Annotated in this window: 12 protein-coding genes, 1 other RNA gene and 1 pseudogene; 3 read left to right on the forward strand and 11 right to left on the reverse strand. The window is 64.7% G+C overall.

Features of this window, described 5'->3' with window-relative positions; translation table 11 throughout:
- Positions 1 to 27 precede the first annotated feature (27 nt).
- The 3 genes from WJW29_RS08685 to folC form a co-directional block, all read right to left on the reverse strand.
- Entirely contained in the window at positions 28 to 774 is a 747-nt protein-coding gene (locus tag WJW29_RS08685; protein ID WP_011409299.1) for a CvpA family protein, read from the reverse strand.
- 214 nt (positions 775 to 988) lie between these two features.
- Complete coding sequence (locus WJW29_RS08690) at positions 989 to 2,071, reverse strand: SPOR domain-containing protein (protein WP_011260113.1); 1,083 nt, start codon at positions 2,069 to 2,071, stop codon at positions 989 to 991.
- Between the two features lie 67 nt (positions 2,072 to 2,138).
- Positions 2,139 to 3,437, reverse strand: coding sequence for a bifunctional tetrahydrofolate synthase/dihydrofolate synthase (gene folC, locus WJW29_RS08695; RefSeq protein ID WP_011409300.1), 1,299 nt, complete (start codon positions 3,435 to 3,437; stop codon positions 2,139 to 2,141).
- Positions 3,438 to 3,619: 182 nt separating this feature from the next.
- On the opposite strand from folC, the gene WJW29_RS08700 reads away from it, so the two are divergent.
- A non-coding RNA gene (locus WJW29_RS08700) (sX9 sRNA) lies at positions 3,620 to 3,696 on the forward strand.
- A gap of 712 nt (positions 3,697 to 4,408) precedes the next feature.
- Here the strand turns inward: WJW29_RS08700 and WJW29_RS08705 are convergent.
- The 3 genes and pseudogenes from WJW29_RS08705 to WJW29_RS08715 all read right to left on the reverse strand — a co-directional run.
- On the reverse strand, positions 4,409 to 5,053 hold the full coding sequence (locus WJW29_RS08705) for a histidine phosphatase family protein (protein WP_041182256.1): 645 nt from the start codon (positions 5,051 to 5,053) through the stop codon (positions 4,409 to 4,411).
- A 91-nt stretch (positions 5,054 to 5,144) separates the two neighbouring features.
- Complete coding sequence (locus WJW29_RS08710) at positions 5,145 to 7,220, reverse strand: S46 family peptidase (protein ID WP_027703644.1); 2,076 nt, start codon at positions 7,218 to 7,220, stop codon at positions 5,145 to 5,147.
- Between the two features lie 241 nt (positions 7,221 to 7,461).
- A pseudogene (locus WJW29_RS08715) lies at positions 7,462 to 9,451 on the reverse strand (phospholipase C, phosphocholine-specific); the annotation flags it as partial.
- A 55-nt stretch (positions 9,452 to 9,506) separates the two neighbouring features.
- On the opposite strand from WJW29_RS08715, the gene WJW29_RS08720 reads away from it, so the two are divergent.
- A complete protein-coding gene (locus tag WJW29_RS08720; RefSeq protein WP_012445964.1) occupies positions 9,507 to 11,840 on the forward strand; it encodes a TonB-dependent receptor in 2,334 nt (777 codons plus the stop codon).
- 502 nt (positions 11,841 to 12,342) lie between these two features.
- Positions 12,343 to 13,377, forward strand: coding sequence for an L-threonine 3-dehydrogenase (gene tdh, locus WJW29_RS08725; RefSeq protein ID WP_011260119.1), 1,035 nt, complete (start codon positions 12,343 to 12,345; stop codon positions 13,375 to 13,377).
- 69 nt (positions 13,378 to 13,446) lie between these two features.
- Here tdh and WJW29_RS08730 read toward each other — a convergent pair whose 3' ends face one another.
- The 5 genes from WJW29_RS08730 to WJW29_RS08750 all read right to left on the reverse strand — a co-directional run bounded on the left by WJW29_RS08730 (position 13,447) and on the right by WJW29_RS08750 (position 18,467).
- Positions 13,447 to 14,160, reverse strand: a complete 714-nt coding sequence (locus WJW29_RS08730; RefSeq protein WP_011260120.1) for a TorF family putative porin — start codon at positions 14,158 to 14,160, stop codon at positions 13,447 to 13,449.
- A gap of 353 nt (positions 14,161 to 14,513) precedes the next feature.
- Positions 14,514 to 15,548, reverse strand: coding sequence for a sulfate/molybdate ABC transporter ATP-binding protein (locus WJW29_RS08735; protein WP_027703808.1), 1,035 nt, complete (start codon positions 15,546 to 15,548; stop codon positions 14,514 to 14,516).
- 7 nt (positions 15,549 to 15,555) lie between these two features.
- Positions 15,556 to 16,509: a sulfate ABC transporter permease subunit CysW gene (gene cysW / locus WJW29_RS08740; protein ID WP_011260122.1), complete on the reverse strand. Its 954-nt coding sequence runs from the start codon at positions 16,507 to 16,509 to the stop codon at positions 15,556 to 15,558.
- Positions 16,506 to 17,366, reverse strand: a complete 861-nt coding sequence (gene cysT, locus WJW29_RS08745) for a sulfate ABC transporter permease subunit CysT (protein WP_011260123.1) — start codon at positions 17,364 to 17,366, stop codon at positions 16,506 to 16,508. Before cysT ends, cysW begins: the two co-directional genes overlap by 4 nt.
- A 3-nt stretch (positions 17,367 to 17,369) precedes the next feature.
- Complete coding sequence (locus tag WJW29_RS08750) at positions 17,370 to 18,467, reverse strand: sulfate ABC transporter substrate-binding protein (RefSeq protein ID WP_011260124.1); 1,098 nt, start codon at positions 18,465 to 18,467, stop codon at positions 17,370 to 17,372.
- Between the last annotated feature and the right edge of the window lie 14 nt (positions 18,468 to 18,481).

Here is an 18,481-nt window from a genome sequence, read left to right on the forward strand (position 1 = left end):
GCGCGTTCTCCGCTTCGGCTTGCGCCGTTACTGTGAAGGTGGCCGTGCCTGGCCTGGGGACTCGACCCGAGCCGGGTCGCTTTCTCCGCCGCGAACCTGCGCCGGATCGATGTTGGCCGGCATCGCCTGGGTCGAATCGCGTCCGTCGCGAGCCGTCTTGGCGGGTTTGCCGAGCGCACGCGTGATGGTGTCGCTCAGCCCGGAACCGCCAAGTGCCTTGCCCAGGTCCGTATTATCGCCTGCCGAATGCAACTTCCCCAACTCCGTTGGCAAGTCGCCGAGCTCCATTGATGGCATTTCCATCGACGGCATCCGCCAGGCCGGCAATTGCGCCCGCATCCAGCCTGCGCCCGGCTGCAGCATGGGCAGCAGCACCGACTGGCGCCATGCCGCCTCGCGCGGCAGTGGGGTGAAGCCCATCAGCAGCACCAGCACGCTGGCCAGAAACGCCCCGCGCACCACGCCCAGGACGAAGCCGAGCATGCGGTCGGTGCCGCCGAGCTTGATCGCCTCCACGCCCGCGCGGATCACCATGCCGATCACCGCAACGCTGATCAACACGCCGACGAACACCATCGCGTAACCGCCGAACGATTCGGTGGCAGAGGGATGCTTGCCATCGGCCAGCCAGTGCGCGGCCGCGCCGCCGAACATGAACGTGGCCCAGCCGGCCAGCAACCAGGACAAGGTGCCGACCACGATGGCCACAAAACCGCGCAGCAAGCCCAACAACGCCGACACCAGAATGATCACGCCCAGCACCATGTCGATCATCGGCAAGCTCTCAGCGCGGCGCGTACGCCGCTAGTGCAATCTGGCTCGGTAGTCATTGCCCTCCCCTCCATGGGTGCGAGGCGTTCGCAATTCCAGTGCCTGCGGGCTGCGCAGTGCAGGCAGTTAGCCGACACATGACGGCGCGCCAGCAACGCAGTGGACGGGCGGCTGCCACGTCCGCAGTGGCCGCGTGTGCTTGCAGCTGGTACAGACATTACGGATGTGGCCGCACCATGCCGGAAATCCCGACCTTGGCTGCCACCTGGGCACGCAACTGTTCGGCATCGCCGCGATTGGCGACCGGGCCGACACGCACGCGGTTGAGCGCGCCCTTGTCGGTCCGCACCTGTTCGACGAAGGCGCTGAAGCCGGCAGCGCGCACACGGTCGCGCAAGGCGTCGGCGTCTTCGGCGCGCGCGAACGCACCCAGCTGTACTGCAAAACCGACCGCACTGGCCGCAGGCGCTGCCGGTGCGGTGGCCACCGGCTTGGCAGGCTCAGGCTTGGCAGCCACTTCCGGCTTGGCGGCTGCAGGCGGAGCGGTTGAAGGCTTGGTGACTTCAGGCTTGGCCGGCACGGGCTTGGGCGCTTCAGCCGGCTTGGGCGCGGCGGCGATCGGCTTGGCAGGCTCCGGCGGCAGGCTTTCGGTCTTGGTCGGTGCCGTGGTGCTCGCGGCGGCTACGCTGCTGCTTGGCTTGGTGGCCGGTGCGTGCACGGGCGGGGTGGCCACAGGCGCCGGAGCGGCGGCGTTGGCATCCAACGTCACCACCTGGGCGTTCACGTCGCTGCGCACTTTCACTGCCTGCAGGCGCGCCGATTCGGCCTGGGCCTGGTCGGCGTACGGCCCAACGCGCACGCGCCAGGCCGGGCGGCCGTTGATCTGGGTTTTTTCGCTGAAGCCGGGCAACTGCGCCTGCTTGAGTCGCGCAATCACCGCATCGGCATCGGCACTGGTGGCGTAGGCGCCGAAATTGACCGCGTAATTGCCGGCGGCCACTTCCGGTGCGGAAGGCGTGCTGGACGGGGCGGCCAGATCGGCGGCATCGGGGTTGTTCTGCACCGACGCCGGCGCACCGGCCATGCCCAGCGCGCCACCGGCCGGCGCATTGCCAGGGGTGACCAGCGGCAATTCGTGGGTTTCGAACTCGCCCTTGGCAGGTGCTGCAGGTGCCTGGAGCGGCACATCGGCCACACCGCTCGACGGCGCGGGGCCCTTGACCAGCATCGGCAGGAAGATCACGGCAAGCGCCACCAGAACGATGGCGCCAATCAGTCGCTGTTTCAGAGCAGTATCCACGGAAGAGACGAGAGGCGGCGTGGCGGGGTGCCGCGGCGATTATAAGGCCGGCGCCACCTCGACGACCTCAACAGGCTGAATGAAGTGCGCTAAGCGCGTCGGCCACGGTGTGAAACGAGCCGAACACCAGCACGCGGTCGCCGGGGCTGGCTGTGGCCAGGACCGCCTCCACTGCGCTGGCAACGTCGCGGTGACACAGCGCCTGCGCGGCGGCAGTCCCTTGCAGGCGTGCGTGCAGCGCCTGCGCCGATTGTCCACGCGCGCCCTCCAGCCCCGCCAATGCCCAGTGGTCGATTTGCGCAGCGACTGCCTCCACCACGCCCACGACATCCTTGTCGGCAAGAGCAGCGTAGATCGCGTAGGTGCTGCCGGCGTGCGCCTGCGCACCGAGCGCGGCGGCCAGCGCGCGTGCGGCCTGTGGGTTGTGGCCGACATCCAGCAACACCTGAAGGCCATCGACCGCAAGGCGCTGCAATCGCCCGGCCACTTGCGCGTTGCCGATGCCCTGCACCCAAGCTGCAGCGGGCACCTCCACCGGCAACGCCTGCAATGCGGCGATCGCAGCGGCTGCGTTGGCCAGCTGTACCGGCGCGTGCAATGCCGGCATCGGCAATTCCAATGTCACTGCCACATCGCGCCAGCGCCATTGCGGCGCGTCGGATTGCGGGTTTTCGGGGTGCTGCACCTCAATCGGCTCGAAGAAATAATCGCTGCCGGCACGGATCGCATTGGCACCCAGCTGGTAGGCGCGCCGCAACACGCTGGATGGCGGGTCGATCTCGCCCAGCACCACCGGCTTCCAGGCGCGCATGATGCCGGCCTTCTCGGTGCCGATGGCCTCGCGGTCTTCGCCCAGCCAATCGGTATGGTCGATGTCGACGGTGGTGATCACCGCCACATCCGCATCGACGATGTTGACCGCATCCAGGCGCCCGCCCAGGCCGATTTCCAGCACCGTCAGATCCAGCGCGGCGCTCTGGAACAGCCACAAGGCCGCCAACGTGCCGAATTCGAAATAGGTCAGCGCGGTGTCGCCGCGCGCTGCCTCTACCGCAGCAAACGCATCGACCAGCTGCGCGTCGCTGGCCTCCTCGCCGTCGATACGCACGCGCTCGTTGTAGCGCAGCAGATGCGGCGAGGTGTAGGCACCGATCTTCCAGCCGGCAGCACGCCCGATCGCCTCGATAAAGGCCACGGTCGAGCCCTTGCCATTGGTCCCGCCCACGACGATGGCATGCTTGGCTGGCGCTGCGATCTGCAGGCGCGCAGCCACCTCGCGCACGCGCTCCAATCCCATCGCGATACTGCTGGGGTGTTGCTGCTCGATGTAGGCGAGCCACTCGGAGAGTGTGGTGGGGGTGGTCATGGGGTTACCTGATGCCGTGCGAGCGAGATTATCGCGCGCGTGACGCCAGCGTGGCCTACCAACGGTCGCAACACTGGATGCATTGCCTGGGCAGATGGCGCTGGCGAGGCAACGCACCTTAGAGCGGCTAACAAAGCTACTGCACAGCCGTCAGGCGGGCGCGGTCGGTGCTCGGAATCGGGATGGACCACGCGTCCACTGCGGTTCTGAGCGCGCCGCCCACACCCAACTGACGACTGCTCGCTACGTCCTGCCAGCCGCTCTTGGTTTGCTGACGGGCACTGGTGCGCATGAGGCAAAGATGAAATCGCAAGCCATGGCTTGAGCGACCACCTCACGCCATCCGTCAGGACGGCAGGTCACGACCCAATCACTGATGGGTGGCATTGAGATGAAGATTGCGCACTGTGGAGCCAGCAGCGGAGCGTTTTCCCTCGATCACTGCCTGTCCATGTCCGCCACCCAAATCAGGAGCTTCACCAACCAACATGCAAAGCCGTTGCGGGGCCCCACGCGGCAGGGGTCCACGGTTACCGCATGCGGGCATGGCAAACTCCCGGACGCCGAGCGGACCACGACATCTTCTGAGGACACATCGCCAAAGACTTCTGTCCATACCCAGGGACCGAGTCTGACGATCAATGCCCATCCCAGCATCGCAACGACGCTGCCCAGCAACGACCATCGGAACACGACGCTGCCGACACCATGTCCTTCGATCTGACGTTGAAGCCGGCCAGTTGCATTGGCCCAGAGCAACAAGGAAAAAACATCGCAACTGCAACACATGCGACCACAAAGGTCAGATCGACCAATGCATTCGTCGGCGGAAGAACCCTGGAGTAGTGGACCAACAGAAAAAAACGAGAATGCCAGAAAGAGGCAGACGCGCTGCAGACGTCCTGTGTCTCGCAACATGCCTATGATGACTCGTCTCCGTCCTGGTAGACCTGCGCTGAGGTTGCCAGAGGCTACAACGCCCGATGCTTGGCCTCACCAAAGAACGGTGTGTGGTGGGCGCAGTCGTTGAGGCGGACCACTTCGAGGTGCTCGACGTCATCGCCTTCGAGCAGATTGAGCGTGGTCGGGGCCTGGCGGAAGCTCCACAGCTTGCACAGCGGCAGCCCCAGGATATTGCACAGGATCACGCGATTGACCGCATCGTGTGCGACCACCAGCAAGGTGTCGTCGGCGCCCAGTCCATCGGCGGCGCGCACCAGGCCGCGCCAGCTGCGGTCCAGCACCTGACGCAACGATTCGCCGCCCGGCATCAGCACGGTGTCGGGCTCTTCGCGCCAGGCGCGCAAACGTGCTGGATCCTTGTCGTTGATCTCGCTGGCCAGCAGGCCCTCCCACTCGCCGTGCGCAATTTCCTGCAGATCGGCATCGGTCTGCAACAGCGCCTCGCGCGACGCGCCCAGCGCAGCCTTGGCAGTGGCCTGCGCACGCGACAGCGGCGACGCCACTGCGCGATCGATCTGCAGCGCGTGTAGCCGTTCGCCCAACGCGCGCGCCTGACCTTCGCCAACCGGCGACAGCGGAATATCGATCTGGCCCTGGTAACGGCCTTCGGCGTTCCACGGCGTCTCGCCGTGACGAGCAAGCAGGATGCGCATGCGCTGGGAGTTCCTTGGGGGGAGGGACCGGCTCGCCGCAGCGAAACCGGACCGCATCATACCCCTGACGCCGCCCCGCCGGCCGCCCGCGTCAGCGCACGCCGAGTTCCTTCAACAGCTGTGGCGCCGGGGCGACTTCGGTCATGATCCAGCGCAGATAACGACTATCTACGGCGATCATGCGGGTCATTGCCGGGTCGAAGACCCAGTTGCTGCTCACCGACTCCCAATTTCCGTCGAACGCCAGGCCGACCAGCTTGCCCTGCGCGTCCATGACTGGCGAACCGGAGTTGCCGCCGGTGATGTCCAGGTCCGACAGGAAGTTGACCGGCACCGTGCCCAGGCGCTTATCTTCCAGGCCGGCATAGCGCTTGGCCTTGACCGCATCCAGCAGGGCCTTGGGCGAATCGAACGGATCGGCGCCGGTGTCCTTGGCGGCCACTCCCTCCAGGGTGGTGAACGGCGTGTAGGCCACACCATCCTTGGGGGTGTAGCCCTTGACGTTACCGAAGGTGATGCGCAGCGAGGAATTGGCGTCCGGATAGACGAACTCACCCTGGCTCTTCTTGTAGTCCGCCAGCGCCTGCAGATAGCGCGGACGCGCCAGCAGTTCTTCGCCTTCACGGCGCTTTTCGTCGCGCTCGATCTGCAGTAGCGACGGCATCAGCGCCACCGCATAGCGCAGCGCCGGATCGTCGCTGGCCTCGAACGCGGCGCGGTCGGCATGCAGCCACTTCAAGCGTTCTTCCGTGCTGCCAAGCTTGGTGCCGGTCAGTCGCGCCGCAGCGGCCTGCGCGTCGGCGCCGGCCAGCCATTGGTCCAGCGCCGGCAAGCGCTGCGCGGCGGGCAGCTTCAGGTACTGATCGAACCAGTAGCGCTGCAACTGCCCATCCATCGAGGCAACGTAACGACGCTCCATCTGCTTCTGCGCGCCCTCGATCTCCGGCAAGTCGCGCGCTTGGTAGCCTGGTTCGCGCTCGGCGTCAGGCTTGGCGCGTTCGATTGCCAGGCGGTACAGCGACAGCGCGCTGCCGAGCACACCGGTACGGCGCATCTGGCGCAGGATCAAGTCGCGGTCGCGGGTGGCCTTGGCCTGCTCGTCCAGTGCCAGCAGTTGCGTATGTGCCTGCAGCGCGGCGCGGCCGTCGCGGCCCTGGCGCTTGAGCCAGGCCAGCACCGCGCGTTCTTCGGCCTGCTTCTGCCTGGCCGCGTCGATGCGCTTGAAACCCTGCAGCTGGCCTTCGTAGTTCTTGGCGGCGTTGTTCCAGCTGGCCATGGCTGCGGCGTACTTCACCTGGATGTCCGGGTCCTGCTTGCCGGCCTGCTCGACCAGCGCAATCAGCTCGCGGTACTGCCGTCCGGCGGTGGGATACGCCCAGTTGGCGGTGTTGTCGAATTCGGCGGCCAGCGCGTAGCGATTGGTGCGGCCGGGATAGCCGGCCACCATCACGAAGTCGCCAGCGCCCAGCGGCTGGTCGGCAAATTTCAGGAAGTGCTGGGGCCGGTACGGCACGTTGTCCTTGGCATAGGCGGCGGGCTTGCCGTCCTTGCCGACATAGGCGCGGTAGAACGAGAAATCGCCCGTGTGGCGCGGCCACATCCAATTGTCGATGTCGCCGCCGAATTTGCCGATCCCCGATGGCGGCGCGTAGGCCAGGCGCACGTCGCGGATCTCCAGGGTGCGGAACAAGCGGTAGGTATTGCCGCCTGAAAAGCTATACAGCTCGCAGCGGTAACCGGTCTCGGACTCGCAGGCCGCGACCTGTGCCTTGTCGAACGTTTCCAGCGCCTGGGTACGCTTGAGCGCATCGCTGCCGGCGCCGACGATCGCCGCCTTCGCCTGCGCGGTGACGTCGGTGATGCGGTCCAGCACGTAGATGCGCGCGTTCGGTCCGGCGCTCAGTTCCGCGCCGGCACTGGTGGCGCTAAAACCGTCGCGTATCAAATTCTTCTGCGCAGTGGAGTTGAGCTGGATCGCGCCGTAGGCGCAATGGTGGTTCGTCACCACCAGCCCTTGCGGCGACACGAAACTGGCGGTGCAGCCGCCCAGCGACACCACGGCGCCCATCGGATCGCCGGTCAGGTCGGCCAGTTGTTGCGGCGACAGACGCAGGCCGGCTTGCTGCAGTGGGCCGGCAATCTCCGGCAGTTGTTGTGGAACCCACATTCCCTCGCCGGCTTGTGCAGATGACGCCACTGCCAGCGTGGCCAGCATGGAAACAGCGAACAGGTTTGGACGCATCGAAAGCCCCAGAGTCATTTTCGTTACAGTGTAACGCCAGTGTCTGCGGCGCAACCCATGACTGATGGCAGGGTCTGCGCGCACGCTCTCGACACGCAGATACGGCGGCGCGCAGCACGCGCCAGTTGATCGGCCTGCAGCGTGCGGGGCTGGGCGTGGGCCGCGCTTAGACGCGGCAGAACGCGGGATCGCTGCGACCGGGCCTGCCGGTTTCCAGATGCCCGGCCAGCCGGCGACGGAAGGCGCTACCCGGTTGCTCGACTACAAGGTCGTACCAGTGGTCGCTGGCGGCGAGCGCGAAGCGAATGGTCTCGCGCTGACCTGCGGCCAGCCGCAACGTGCGCGCGGTTGGATCTGCGTAGTCCAGCGCACGCAGCTGCAAGGTGCATGCGCGCTGCCCCGCATTGCCGATCTCCAGCACCAAGGCGTCGCCATCCTGCCGCGCGTCCACCCACGGCACTGCCGATGGAGGGGAAGCCTGCGACACCTCGCCCGCGAATTCGCGCAAAAAGCCATTCGGCCCATGCAAACGCATGGGCGTACGCACCGTTCTGCGTGGCATCGACCGGCGCATCATCCAGCTGCGTGCCGGGTAGCACCGTGTAGTACCACGGGCCGCCGTTGGCAGCGCTGCTGTAAACGTTGAACGCCGCTGCAGCTGCGCCGCTGTTGACGAACTGCAATTGCAGGCCGGTGGCAGCGTGCACGCGTGCGTGCACTTGCAATGCGTATGGCAATGCGCGCGCGGGACGTTGTCCTGACTCCTGTTTCGGCATCGTTGCGGCGGTGGGCGGAACCGGCAGCGGTTTATCGCGCACGGCAGCTGTGCGTGCGCGATAGTCATCGACCGACGGCAACGCACTCAATGCCGAATCGTCCGGCTTGCGAAAGTCGAACACACTGGTGAGATCGCCACTGACCGCACGCCGCCATGGGCTGATGTTCGGCTCGGCCACGCCGAAGCGCCGTTCCAGCAAGCGCAACACCGAGGTGTGATTGAACACCTGCGAGTTGACCCAGCCACCGCGCGTCCAAGGTGAAATCACCAGCATCGGCACGCGAATGCCCAGGCCGATCGGCAAGCCGTCGTAGACCTCGCCACGCGTGTCGACATTGCTGCGCCCCATGCGTGCGTCCAGTGCCGGCAATGGCGCGGGCACATGATCGAAGAAGCCGTCGTTTTCGTCGTAGTTGATGATCAGCGCGGTCTTTGCCCACACCTCGGGGTTGGCGGTGAGCGCAGCGATCAAACGCGCCACCAGCGACTCGCCATACGCAGGCGGTGCTTCCGGATGTTCGCAATATGCGGTGGGCGGAATGACCCACGATACTTGCGGCAAACGATTGGCCTGCACATCGGCAGCGATTGCGGCAACCAGATGCTCGGCCTGGGTGATGACGGCATTTTCAGCAGTGGAACCGGGAACGCATGCACGGGCACGCTGGTAACGTTCGTCGTCGGTGTGCAGATCGCGATAGTGCGAAAAATACGCCAGCGAATTGCAGCCGAAGTTGTCGTATTCCTGATAGACGCGCCAGTCCACGCCGGCCGCCTGCAGATGCTGCGCGTACGTGGTCCACTCCAACGCCGCGTAACCGGGCTTGTCGCGCGCCATATCGGCGGTCCAGTTGCTGTCGTCGGCGTTGGTCACTGCTTGCGCACCGAAGTTGCCCATGCTCTGGCCGCTGGTACCGGTGAACAGATACATGCGATTAGGATTGGTCGGCCCGTGCAGCGAGCAGTAGTAGCCATCGCAAATGGTGAACGCGTCGGCAAGCGCGTGGTAGTACGGGATGTCATGACGCTGGAAATATCCCATCGTCAATTCGCCCTTGTACGGCACCCACGCATCGTATTCGGCCCAGCGTGCCGGGTCTTGCCCATGGCCGGCCTTCCAGGAGTGATCCAGGCTTTTGATCAAGGGCGCGCAGGTAGTTTGCGAATCGAACGCAAACGGCAGCAGACGTCGTCCATCGGCTGCGGGCTGACTCCATACCGGGTGACCGTCGCGCAGCTGCAGCGCGCGCGGATCGCCGAACCCACGCACGCCACGTAACACGCCAAAGTAATGATCGAACGAGCGGTTTTCCTGCATCAGGATCACCACATGCTCGAGATCGCGCAGCGTGCCGGTACGCGCGTTGGCTGGCAGCGCAAACGCATTGCACCGTGCGTCCGCTCTCAGCCGTGCCCGAACAGGACTCCCCCCCATGATTTCCACTCGTCGCTTTCATGTCACTCCGCTGGCGCTCGCCCTGGCAACGCTGCTTCCCGTCGTCGCGCAGGCCGCGTCGCCGGCCGAACCGTTTACTGTTGCTCCTGCAGCGGAAGCAGCGGCGCCCGCCGATGCCGCCACCAATGCCACGCAGCTGGATGCAATCAATGTGGTATCGCAAGGCAGCACGCGCCAGGTGCAGCGCATCAGCCGGCAGGATATCGAGCAGCTGACACCCGGCAGCAGCGCATTCAAGGCGGTGGAGAAACTACCGGGCGTGCAGTTCCAGTCGGCCGATCCGTTTGGCACGTACGAGTGGTCCACACAGGTCACCTTGCATGGCTTCGATCAAAGCCGCCTGGGTCATACGCTCGACGGCATTCCGCTCGGCAACATGAGCTACGGCGTGACCAATGGCTTGCACATCACGCGCGCCATCATTTCGGAAAACCTCGGTTCGGTGGAGATTGCGCAAGGCGCCGGCGCACTTGGCACAGCGTCCAACACCAATCTCGGCGGCACGATGCAGTTCTACTCGGCCGATCCGCAGACCACCCCGGGTGCGCGGTTGGTACAGACGATGGGCAGCGACGCAACGCGGCGTACCTTCGTGCGCGCTGACACCGGCGATCGCGATGGGCTGTCGGCATATCTGTCTTACGCCAATGCCAGCACCGACAAGTGGAAGGGCGACGGCGATCAAACATCCGAGCAGGCCAATCTCAAGACGGTATACCAATGGGGCGACGGCAACCGTCTGAGCCTGTTCGTGGATACCTCGCGGCGCAAGGAATACGACTACATGGATCTGTCGTTGACCAGCCAGCGCGCGCTTGGCTGGGACTACGATTACCTGCAGCCGGATTGGGCCACCGCCGTGCAGATGGCACGCGCGTATCAGAACACCGGCGCCACCAGCGGCGTGGCGAACGGCTACCCGCAATCGCTGGCCGGCCTGCCCAGCGACTACAGCTGGCTCGATGCCATGTATTACGCCGGCGGCGGCTTGCGTCGCGACAACCTGGCGGGCTTGTCGGGCACGTTCGTGTTTGGCGGCGCCACGCTCGATGGCAGTGGGTACTACCACGGTAATCGTGGCGAAGGCCAATGGGTGACGCCGTACGTGCGCACCTCCGCAGACATTCCATTGTCGATGCGCACCACCGACTACCGCCTGGATCGCTTCGGCGGCACCAGCGCATTGAAATGGTCATGGGGTAATCACGACCTGGAAGTGGGCGCCTGGGCAGAGAACGCGCGCACCTCGCAGGGCCGCAATTACTTCGCGCTTGGCAACGAGGGGCAGACCTCGCTGTACAACGTTTACGAAGCACAGATCCCGTTCCGCCGCGATTTCCTGCAGCGCTACACCACGCAGACGCGCATGCTGTATCTGCAGGACACCGTGCGCCTGCTCGACGATCGCCTTACGCTGAATTACGGCGCAAAAGCGCTCAGTACCACCACGCGCGCGCAATCGCTGGTGCCGACCACCGCACTGGCGCAAGGCCGCATTCCCGCCGAAGATCATTTCCTGCCGCAGGTGGGCGTGAACTACAAACTCGACGAGCGCCAGGACCTCTACGCGTCCTTTAGCAAGAACATCGCCGCCTTCGGCTTCACCCCGTTCGCCACCTCGCAGGCCGCCTTCGACCGCAGCCGCTCCACGCTGGAGCCGGAAGAATCGCAGACCGTGCAGGTGGGCTATCGCGTGCAGGATGCGCAGTTCCAGCTGTCGGCCGATGCCTACTTCACCAGGTTCTCCAATCGCCTGCTGACCACCTCGCCGTGCACCGCGGTGCAGACCTGCGCCGCGATCCTCAGCAACATCGGCGCAGTGCATAGCGCCGGTGCGGATCTGGCACTGATGTGGCACCCGACCGAAGGCTTGAGCTGGTTGAACTCGCTCTCCTGGAACCGCTCGCGTTACCAGGACAATTACCTCAACAACGGTGTGGTCGCGACATCCGGCAAGGATGTGGTCGGCATCCCGGCGTTGATGTTCTCTTCCAGCGCCAGCTACCAGATCGGCAATCTGCGTCTGGATCTGGATGGCAAGTACGTGGACAAGCGCTACATCACGTTCCTCAACGACTCGCAGGTGCCGTCGTACTGGCTGTTGAATGCCGGCGCGCGGTACGACTTCGGCCGCGTCGGCGGCGTGGCGGATGTCGCCCTGGCGCTCAACGTCAGTAACCTCACCGACAAGCGCTACTTCGCCAGCACCGGCACCAACGGCTATGTCGCCTCCGATCCGGATGGCTACAACCAGACCATGGTGGTCGGCGCCCCACGGCAGTACTTCATGAGTCTGGATGTGAAGTTCTAAGCGCGGCCGAGCAACGTCGCGAGCAGCGGGCAGATGGCCATGGACGGCGCGCTCACCACCGGAATGTACGCGTGGTACACGCCGATTCGGAGTGGCGGGCGCGCCCGCATGGCGACGGTGCAGTGGTTTTTTAGCTGCTCTGGCCCCGCTGCCTGCTCCTTGCGCCTGCCGGGCCAAAAAGACCAGGCTGCGCGCCATGCATCCAAGCCAGCGCTGCCGCGCCGTCGATGGGGCCGTAGCGCGGAGCAAGGGCATTGGAGCGATGCAGGCGCCGATGACTCACGCCTGCGATGTTTGGCGAACGCGCTACCCGCGCAGGCGGCGACAGGTGTGGGCGGCGGCTCTCATCCTGTGCTGAGGTGCCAACGTCGTCTCAACGGGCACGGGCCAGATCGGCCCTGCCCTACCGTGGATCCAGGGCGGCATCATTGCACCGCCGCATGGCATAGAGGCCGCGACGCCTATAATCGCCGGCTTACGTTCACTCAGCAGGTTCCGCCAGATGGCGCAGACGATGAAGGCGCTGGTCAAGCGCGAAACGAACAAGGGCATCTGGCTGGAACAGGTGCCAGTGCCGACGCCCGGCCCCAACGAGGTGCTGATCAAGCTGGAAAAGACCGCCATTTGCGGCACCGATCTGCACATCTACCTGTGGGACGAGTGGAGCCAGCGCACGATCAAGCCGGGCCTGACCATCGGCCATGAATTCGTCGGTCGCGTGGCCGAGCTCGGTTCGGCAGTGACCGGCTATCAGGTCGGTCAACGGGTGTCGGCCGAAGGCCACATCGTGTGCGGCCATTGCCGCAACTGCCGTGGCGGCCGCCCGCACCTGTGCCCCAACACCATGGGCATCGGCGTCAACGTCAATGGTGCCTTCGCCGAATACATGGTGATGCCGGCCAGCAACCTGTGGCCGATCCCGGACCAGATTCCGTCCGAGTTGGCGGCATTCTTCGACCCCTACGGCAATGCCGCGCATTGCGCGCTGGAATTCGACGTCATCGGCGAGGACGTACTGATCACCGGCGCCGGCCCGATCGGCATCATTGCGGCCGGCATCTGCAAGCATATCGGTGCGCGCAATGTGGTGGTCACCGATGTCAATGATTTCCGTCTCAAGCTGGCCGCCGATATGGGTGCCACGCGCGTGGTCAACGTGTCAAAGACCTCGCTCAAGGACGTCATGGCCGACCTGCACATGGAAGGCTTCGACGTGGGCCTGGAAATGAGCGGCAACCCGCGCGCGTTCAACGACATGCTCGATTGCATGTACCACGGCGGCAAGATCGCCATGCTCGGCATCATGCCGCGCGGCGCCGGTTGCGACTGGGACAAGATCATCTTCAAGGGCCTCACCGTGCAGGGCATCTACGGCCGCAAGATGTACGAGACCTGGTACAAGATGACGCAGCTGGTGCTGTCGGGTTTTCCGCTGCACAAGGTGCTGACCCATCAGCTGCCGATCGACGATTTCCAGAAGGGCTTCGACCTGATGGAAGCAGGCAAGGCCGGCAAGGTCGTGCTGAGCTGGAATTGACCGCACAAACCGCTTGAACGCAAAAGGCGCCCGAGGGCGCCTTTTGCGTGTTCGCTCAGTGCAGCCGTGTCACGGCCAGGTCACCGTGGCGGTGGCGACGGTCCGGCCTTCGGTATTAGGACGACCGAAACCGAATTCGGCAGGCTCGCTGGTGTCGTAGTAGCCGATGTTCAACGCAAGCGGGCCAAAGCTCTTGCCGACGGTGATCGCGTAATCGTTGTAGTCGTGATCCACCTGCTTCAGCGCCGATGTGTAGCGGGTGTGCCCGACATGCGCACCGATGCTGAACTTGTGCGGCAACGGCCAGTTGGCATCCAGCGCATAGTAATAGCCGTCGGTCTTGGTGCCGTACAGATCGTTGGTGTATCCGACGGTGAGGCTGTAGGTCTTCAGGAACGTCGTCTTGGTGACCAGTTCGTTGTAGTTCGTCTTGCCCGCGCCCGGATAGTTGTAGCGGGTGACCGCGACATCGAGGTCCCACTGCTTGCCCAGTTCGACACCATAGCCGACCGTGGTATCCACTTCCCAATCCGGATCGCCTTCGCCGGGATCGACGTTGGATGTCCAGGCGGCCACGTAGAAGCCGGAAGGATGCTTGTAGGTCAGCCCGGCCTGGAATGCAGGATCCCCGTTGGTCTGGGACACACCGCGGAACACGTAGTCGCTGGTGACTGCAAAGGTGCCGGTGAACGGCGACAGGGGGGCTTCCTCTTCCTGCGCCTGCGCCAACGGCGCGGCACTCAGCGACAGCAAGAGACAACAAGCAAGCGTAGACATCTTCATCGGGCATCTCCTAGAGCGATGGGTGATCGAATCGCGCGAATCGGAATTGCCTTCACTTCATAGTTGGAATGCCATAGCAGCACAACATAAAAGTATCGCTCGCTTGACACAGCGCACACCTTCGGCGCGTCAGAGGCCGATAGGAGTGCTACCGGCAACGTCATCGACGCCAGAAACCGCTTCTTGAGACGCAGTCTGCATCGCCGCATTCCCCTACACCATGTCAGGCCAGACCGCAGTCCGCCAGGTTCCGGTATCGTCGCCGCTTGCGCCCGTCTGCTGGTCGAGCCAAGCGCTTCACCCATTCGCACGGCGGGTATCCTCGCCCATGCGCGGGAGAGCATCGCTGACGATCAAACGGCAGGAAAGACCCCGTACTGCCGCGCCGCCAGCCGCAACTGTTGCCCTGGCTGAAAGCTACCGGCCGAGGCAGGCAGTTCCACTTCCACTTCGTTGCCTGCCGGCTCCAGCGTTGCGCGTAGACGCAGGCGTGCCCCGCTGCGCTGCGACCACGCCACCGTCGCCGGCCAGCCGGCCTCATCGGGCACCAGATCTTCCGGCCGCACGTACACCTCCACCGGCCCTGCAGCCAGCGCGGCATTGGCCAAGGGAAGTGCGTGCCCAGCCACCTGGATCTGGCCCTGCGCCAGCACCCCGGGGATCCGGTTCACTGCCCCAACGAACGAATACACGAAAGGCGAGGCCGGCTTGTCGTAGATCATTGCCGGTGTGTCGAGCTGCTCGATGCGGCCGCGGTTGAGGATGGCCACCCGATCGGCCAGTTCCAGCGCTTCTTCCTGATCGTGGGTGACGAATACCGTGGTCAGGCCGGTGCGTTCATGCAGCTCGCGGAGCCAGCGGCGCAGATCGCGGCGCACTTGCGCATCCAGCGCGCCGAACGGCTCGTCGAGCAACAACACGCACGGCTCGATTGCCAGCGCACGCGCCAACGCCACGCGCTGCCGCTGGCCGCCGGAGAGCTGGGTGGGATAACGCTGTTCCAGACCCTGCAGCTGCACCAGCGCCAGCAGTTCCTCCACGCGTGCACGGATGCGCGCTTCGGCCCAACGCTCGTTGCCGCGGCGTACGCGCAAGCCGAACGCGATGTTCTCGAACACGTCCATATGCTTGAACAGTGCGTAATGCTGGAACACGAAGCCGACCCGACGCGATTGCACGCTCATGCGGGTGGCATCTTCATCGCCGAACAGCACCTGCCCGCCATCTGCATGCTCCAGCCCGGCCATGATGCGCAGCAGCGTGGTCTTGCCCGAGCCGGAGGGTCCGAGCAACGCCAGCAACTCGCCCTGGCGCACATCCAGGGTGATGTCGTCCAGCGCGGTAAAGGTCTCGAACTGCTTGCGCAGATGGTGGATGCGGATGCCCATGGTCACCTCAGTGGCGGTGGTTGGCGGCCAGCGAATCGCCGTGCCGCCATTCCAGATACGTCTTCAGCGCCAAGGTCAGCAGCGCGGTCAGTGCCAGCAGCGAGGCGCAGGCGAATGCGGCGCTGTAGGCATATTCGTTGTAGAGAATTTCCACATGCAGCGGCAGCGTGTTGGTGCGTCCACGGATATGCCCGGACACCACCGACACAGCGCCGAATTCGCCCATCGCACGCGCCGCACACAGCAGCACGCCATACAACAGGCCCCAACGGATATTGGGCAGCGTCACTCGCCAGAACATCTGCCAGCCGTTCGCGCCCAGACTCAGTGCCGCCAGTTCTTCGTCGCTGCCCTGCTGCTCCATCAGCGGCATCAGTTCGCGCGCGATGAAGGGGAAGGTCACGAACGTGGTCGCCAGCACGATGCCCGGCAACGCGAACACGATCCGCGGCAGCTGGATCACACATTCGCCCAGCGCCGGCAACTGCACATGCCAGCCTTCGTCGATCAATGGCCAGGCCCAGCCGCTGCGGCCGAAGATCAGCACGAAGATCAAGCCCGCCACCACCGGCGACACCGAAAACGGCAGGTCGATCAGGCTGACCAGCAGACGTTTGCCCCAGAACTGGTGCTTGCTGATGGCCCACGCAGCGGCCACGCCGAATATCAGATTCAATGGCAGCACGATCGCCGTCACCAGCAAGGTCAGCTTGATCGCCGACAACGCGTCCGGGTCGACCACTACGCGCAGGAAGGTCTCCCAACCGCCACGCAACGCCTCGGCAAACACCAGCACCAGCGGCAGCAGCAAAAACGCCAACAAAAAGAGTACCGCGCCGAACATCATCAGCCATTGCACCCAACGCGGCTCGTTGCTGGCCGACTCGGTGATGCGACGCGCCTGCCTGGTCATGGCATGGGTCGGCAACATGGAGGGCAGCGAGGAAACAGCATCGCTCATGCGGGCCTCCGTTGATACTGCAGCAGGCGTGCCTGCAAGGTATTGACCACCAGCAAAATGACGAATGACAGTAATAACATCGCCGCGGCAATGGCAGTCGCGCCCGCATAGTCGAACTCTTCCAGCCGGATGGTGATCAGCAGCGGCGCGATCTCGGTGGAATTGGGCAAGTTGCCGGCGATGAAGATCACCGAACCGTACTCACCCACGCCACGTGCGAACGCCAGCGCGAATCCGGTCAGGACCGCTGGCCACACGCCTGGCAGCACTACCCGCCATACCGTTTGCCAGCGCGAGGCGCCCAATGTGGCAGCGGCAGCCTCTACTTCGCGATCGCTCTCGGCCAGCACCGGCTGCACCACGCGCACCACGAACGGTAAGCCGACGAACACCAGCGCCAGCACGATGCCCAGCTGCGTGTAAGCCACCTTGATACCGATTGCTTCCAGCCAGCGGCCGACCCAACCCTTGCCGCCATACAGCGCGGTCAGCGCAATGCCGGCCACCGCCGTCGGCAACGCAAACGGCAGATCGATCACCGCATCCAGGAAGCGCTTGCCCGGAAACTGGTAGCGCACGAACACCCACGCCACCCACGTGCCCATCACCGCATTGAAAGCGCCAGCCGCAAGCGCCGTACCGAAGCTCACCCGCAATGCCGACAGCACGCGCGGCTCGCTCCATATCCGCCACAGACCCTCCCAACCCAGGCCGCTGGTCTTGATAAAGATCCCCAGCAGCGGGATCAGCACGATCAGGCCAAGCCAGGTCAGGGTGATACCCAAACTCAGGCCCAGCCCCGGCATCACGCGTCGGCGCGATGACGGCGCTGAGTGGGGTGCAACCGACATCGCCATCGCCTACTTGTTGGCCTGGATCTGGTCGAACACACCACCGTCGGCGAAGTGCTCCTGTTGCGCCTTGTCCCAAGAGCCAAACGCCTGCTGGATGGTCACCAGCTGGATATCCGGGAAACGCGCCATGTCGGCGGGGTCGGCAAATTCCGGATGCCGCGGGCGATAGAAATGCTTGGCTGCCAGCTTCTGGCCTTCCGGCGCGTACAGATAGCGCAGGTAGGCTTCGGCCACCTCGCGGGTGCCATGCTTGTCGACGTTCTTGTCGACCAGCGCCACCGATGGCTCGGCCAGGATCGACAACTTCGGTACCACGATCTCGAACTTGTCCTTGCCCAATTCCTCGCGCGCCAGCAGCGCCTCGTTTTCCCAGGCCAGCAGCACATCACCGATCCCACGCTGCACGAACGTGGTGGTTGCGCCGCGCGCGCCGGTATCCAGCACCGGCACATTGCGGAACAAGGCCTGCATGTAGCGCAGGGTGCGCTCGCGGTCGCCCTTGAAGATATGGTCGGCGTACGCCCAGGCGGCCAGATAGTTCCAGCGCGCGCCACCGGAGGTCTTCGGATTCGGGGTCACCACCGACACGCCCGAGCGCAGCAGGTCCGGCCAGTCATGGATGTTCTTGGGGTTGCCCTTGCGCACCAGAAACACAATGGTCGAGGTGTACGGCGCACTGTTGTCGGGCAGGCGCGCTTCCCAATCGGTATCGATCAGCTTGGCCTTTTGCGCGATGGCATCCACGTCGTAGGCCAGCGCCAACGTCACCACGTCGGCCTCGATGCCATCGATCACCGCGCGCGCCTGCTTGCCCGAGCCGCCGTGCGAGGTTTCCACGGTGACGGCGTCCTGCGGGTGCTGCTGTTTCCAGTGCGCGGCAAAAGCGGTGTTGTAGTCGCGGTAGAACTCGCGGGTGGGGTCGTAGCTCACGTTAAGCAGCCCGATCTCGCGTGCGCCTGCCGGGCCGGCCAGGACCAGCAGGGTGCAAAGAAGGCAAGCAAGACGGATACGGGGGTATGTCACGACAATCTCCTGGCCGGTTGAGCACAGCTGAACAGCAAGCATGCCATGCTGCGCAGCGTCACGCAGGCGGTGAAATGACATCAGCGCCGCCGCTT

The sequence above is a fragment of the Xanthomonas sp. JL1 genome (assembly GCF_038405005.1).

Excerpts from the sequence above, each read along its gene's own strand:
- WJW29_RS08685 (WP_011409299.1), bottom strand. The coding sequence starts at position 774 with ATGATCGACATGGTGCTGGGCGTGATCATTCTGGTGTCGGCGTTGTTG.
- folC (WP_011409300.1), bottom strand. The coding sequence starts at position 3,437 with ATGACCACCCCCACCACACTCTCCGAGTGGCTCGCCTACATCGAGCAG.
- WJW29_RS08705 (WP_041182256.1), bottom strand. The coding sequence starts at position 5,053 with ATGCGCATCCTGCTTGCTCGTCACGGCGAGACGCCGTGGAACGCCGAA.
- WJW29_RS08710 (WP_027703644.1), bottom strand. The coding sequence starts at position 7,220 with ATGTGGGTTCCACAACAACTGCCGGAGATTGCCGGCCCACTGCAGCAA.
- WJW29_RS08720 (WP_012445964.1), top strand. The coding sequence starts at position 9,507 with ATGATTTCCACTCGTCGCTTTCATGTCACTCCGCTGGCGCTCGCCCTG.
- tdh (WP_011260119.1), top strand. The coding sequence starts at position 12,343 with ATGGCGCAGACGATGAAGGCGCTGGTCAAGCGCGAAACGAACAAGGGC.
- WJW29_RS08730 (WP_011260120.1), bottom strand. The coding sequence starts at position 14,160 with ATGAAGATGTCTACGCTTGCTTGTTGTCTCTTGCTGTCGCTGAGTGCC.
- WJW29_RS08735 (WP_027703808.1), bottom strand. The coding sequence starts at position 15,548 with ATGGGCATCCGCATCCACCATCTGCGCAAGCAGTTCGAGACCTTTACC.
- cysW (WP_011260122.1), bottom strand. The coding sequence starts at position 16,509 with ATGAGCGATGCTGTTTCCTCGCTGCCCTCCATGTTGCCGACCCATGCC.
- cysT (WP_011260123.1), bottom strand. The coding sequence starts at position 17,366 with ATGGCGATGTCGGTTGCACCCCACTCAGCGCCGTCATCGCGCCGACGC.
- WJW29_RS08750 (WP_011260124.1), bottom strand. The coding sequence starts at position 18,467 with ATGTCATTTCACCGCCTGCGTGACGCTGCGCAGCATGGCATGCTTGCT.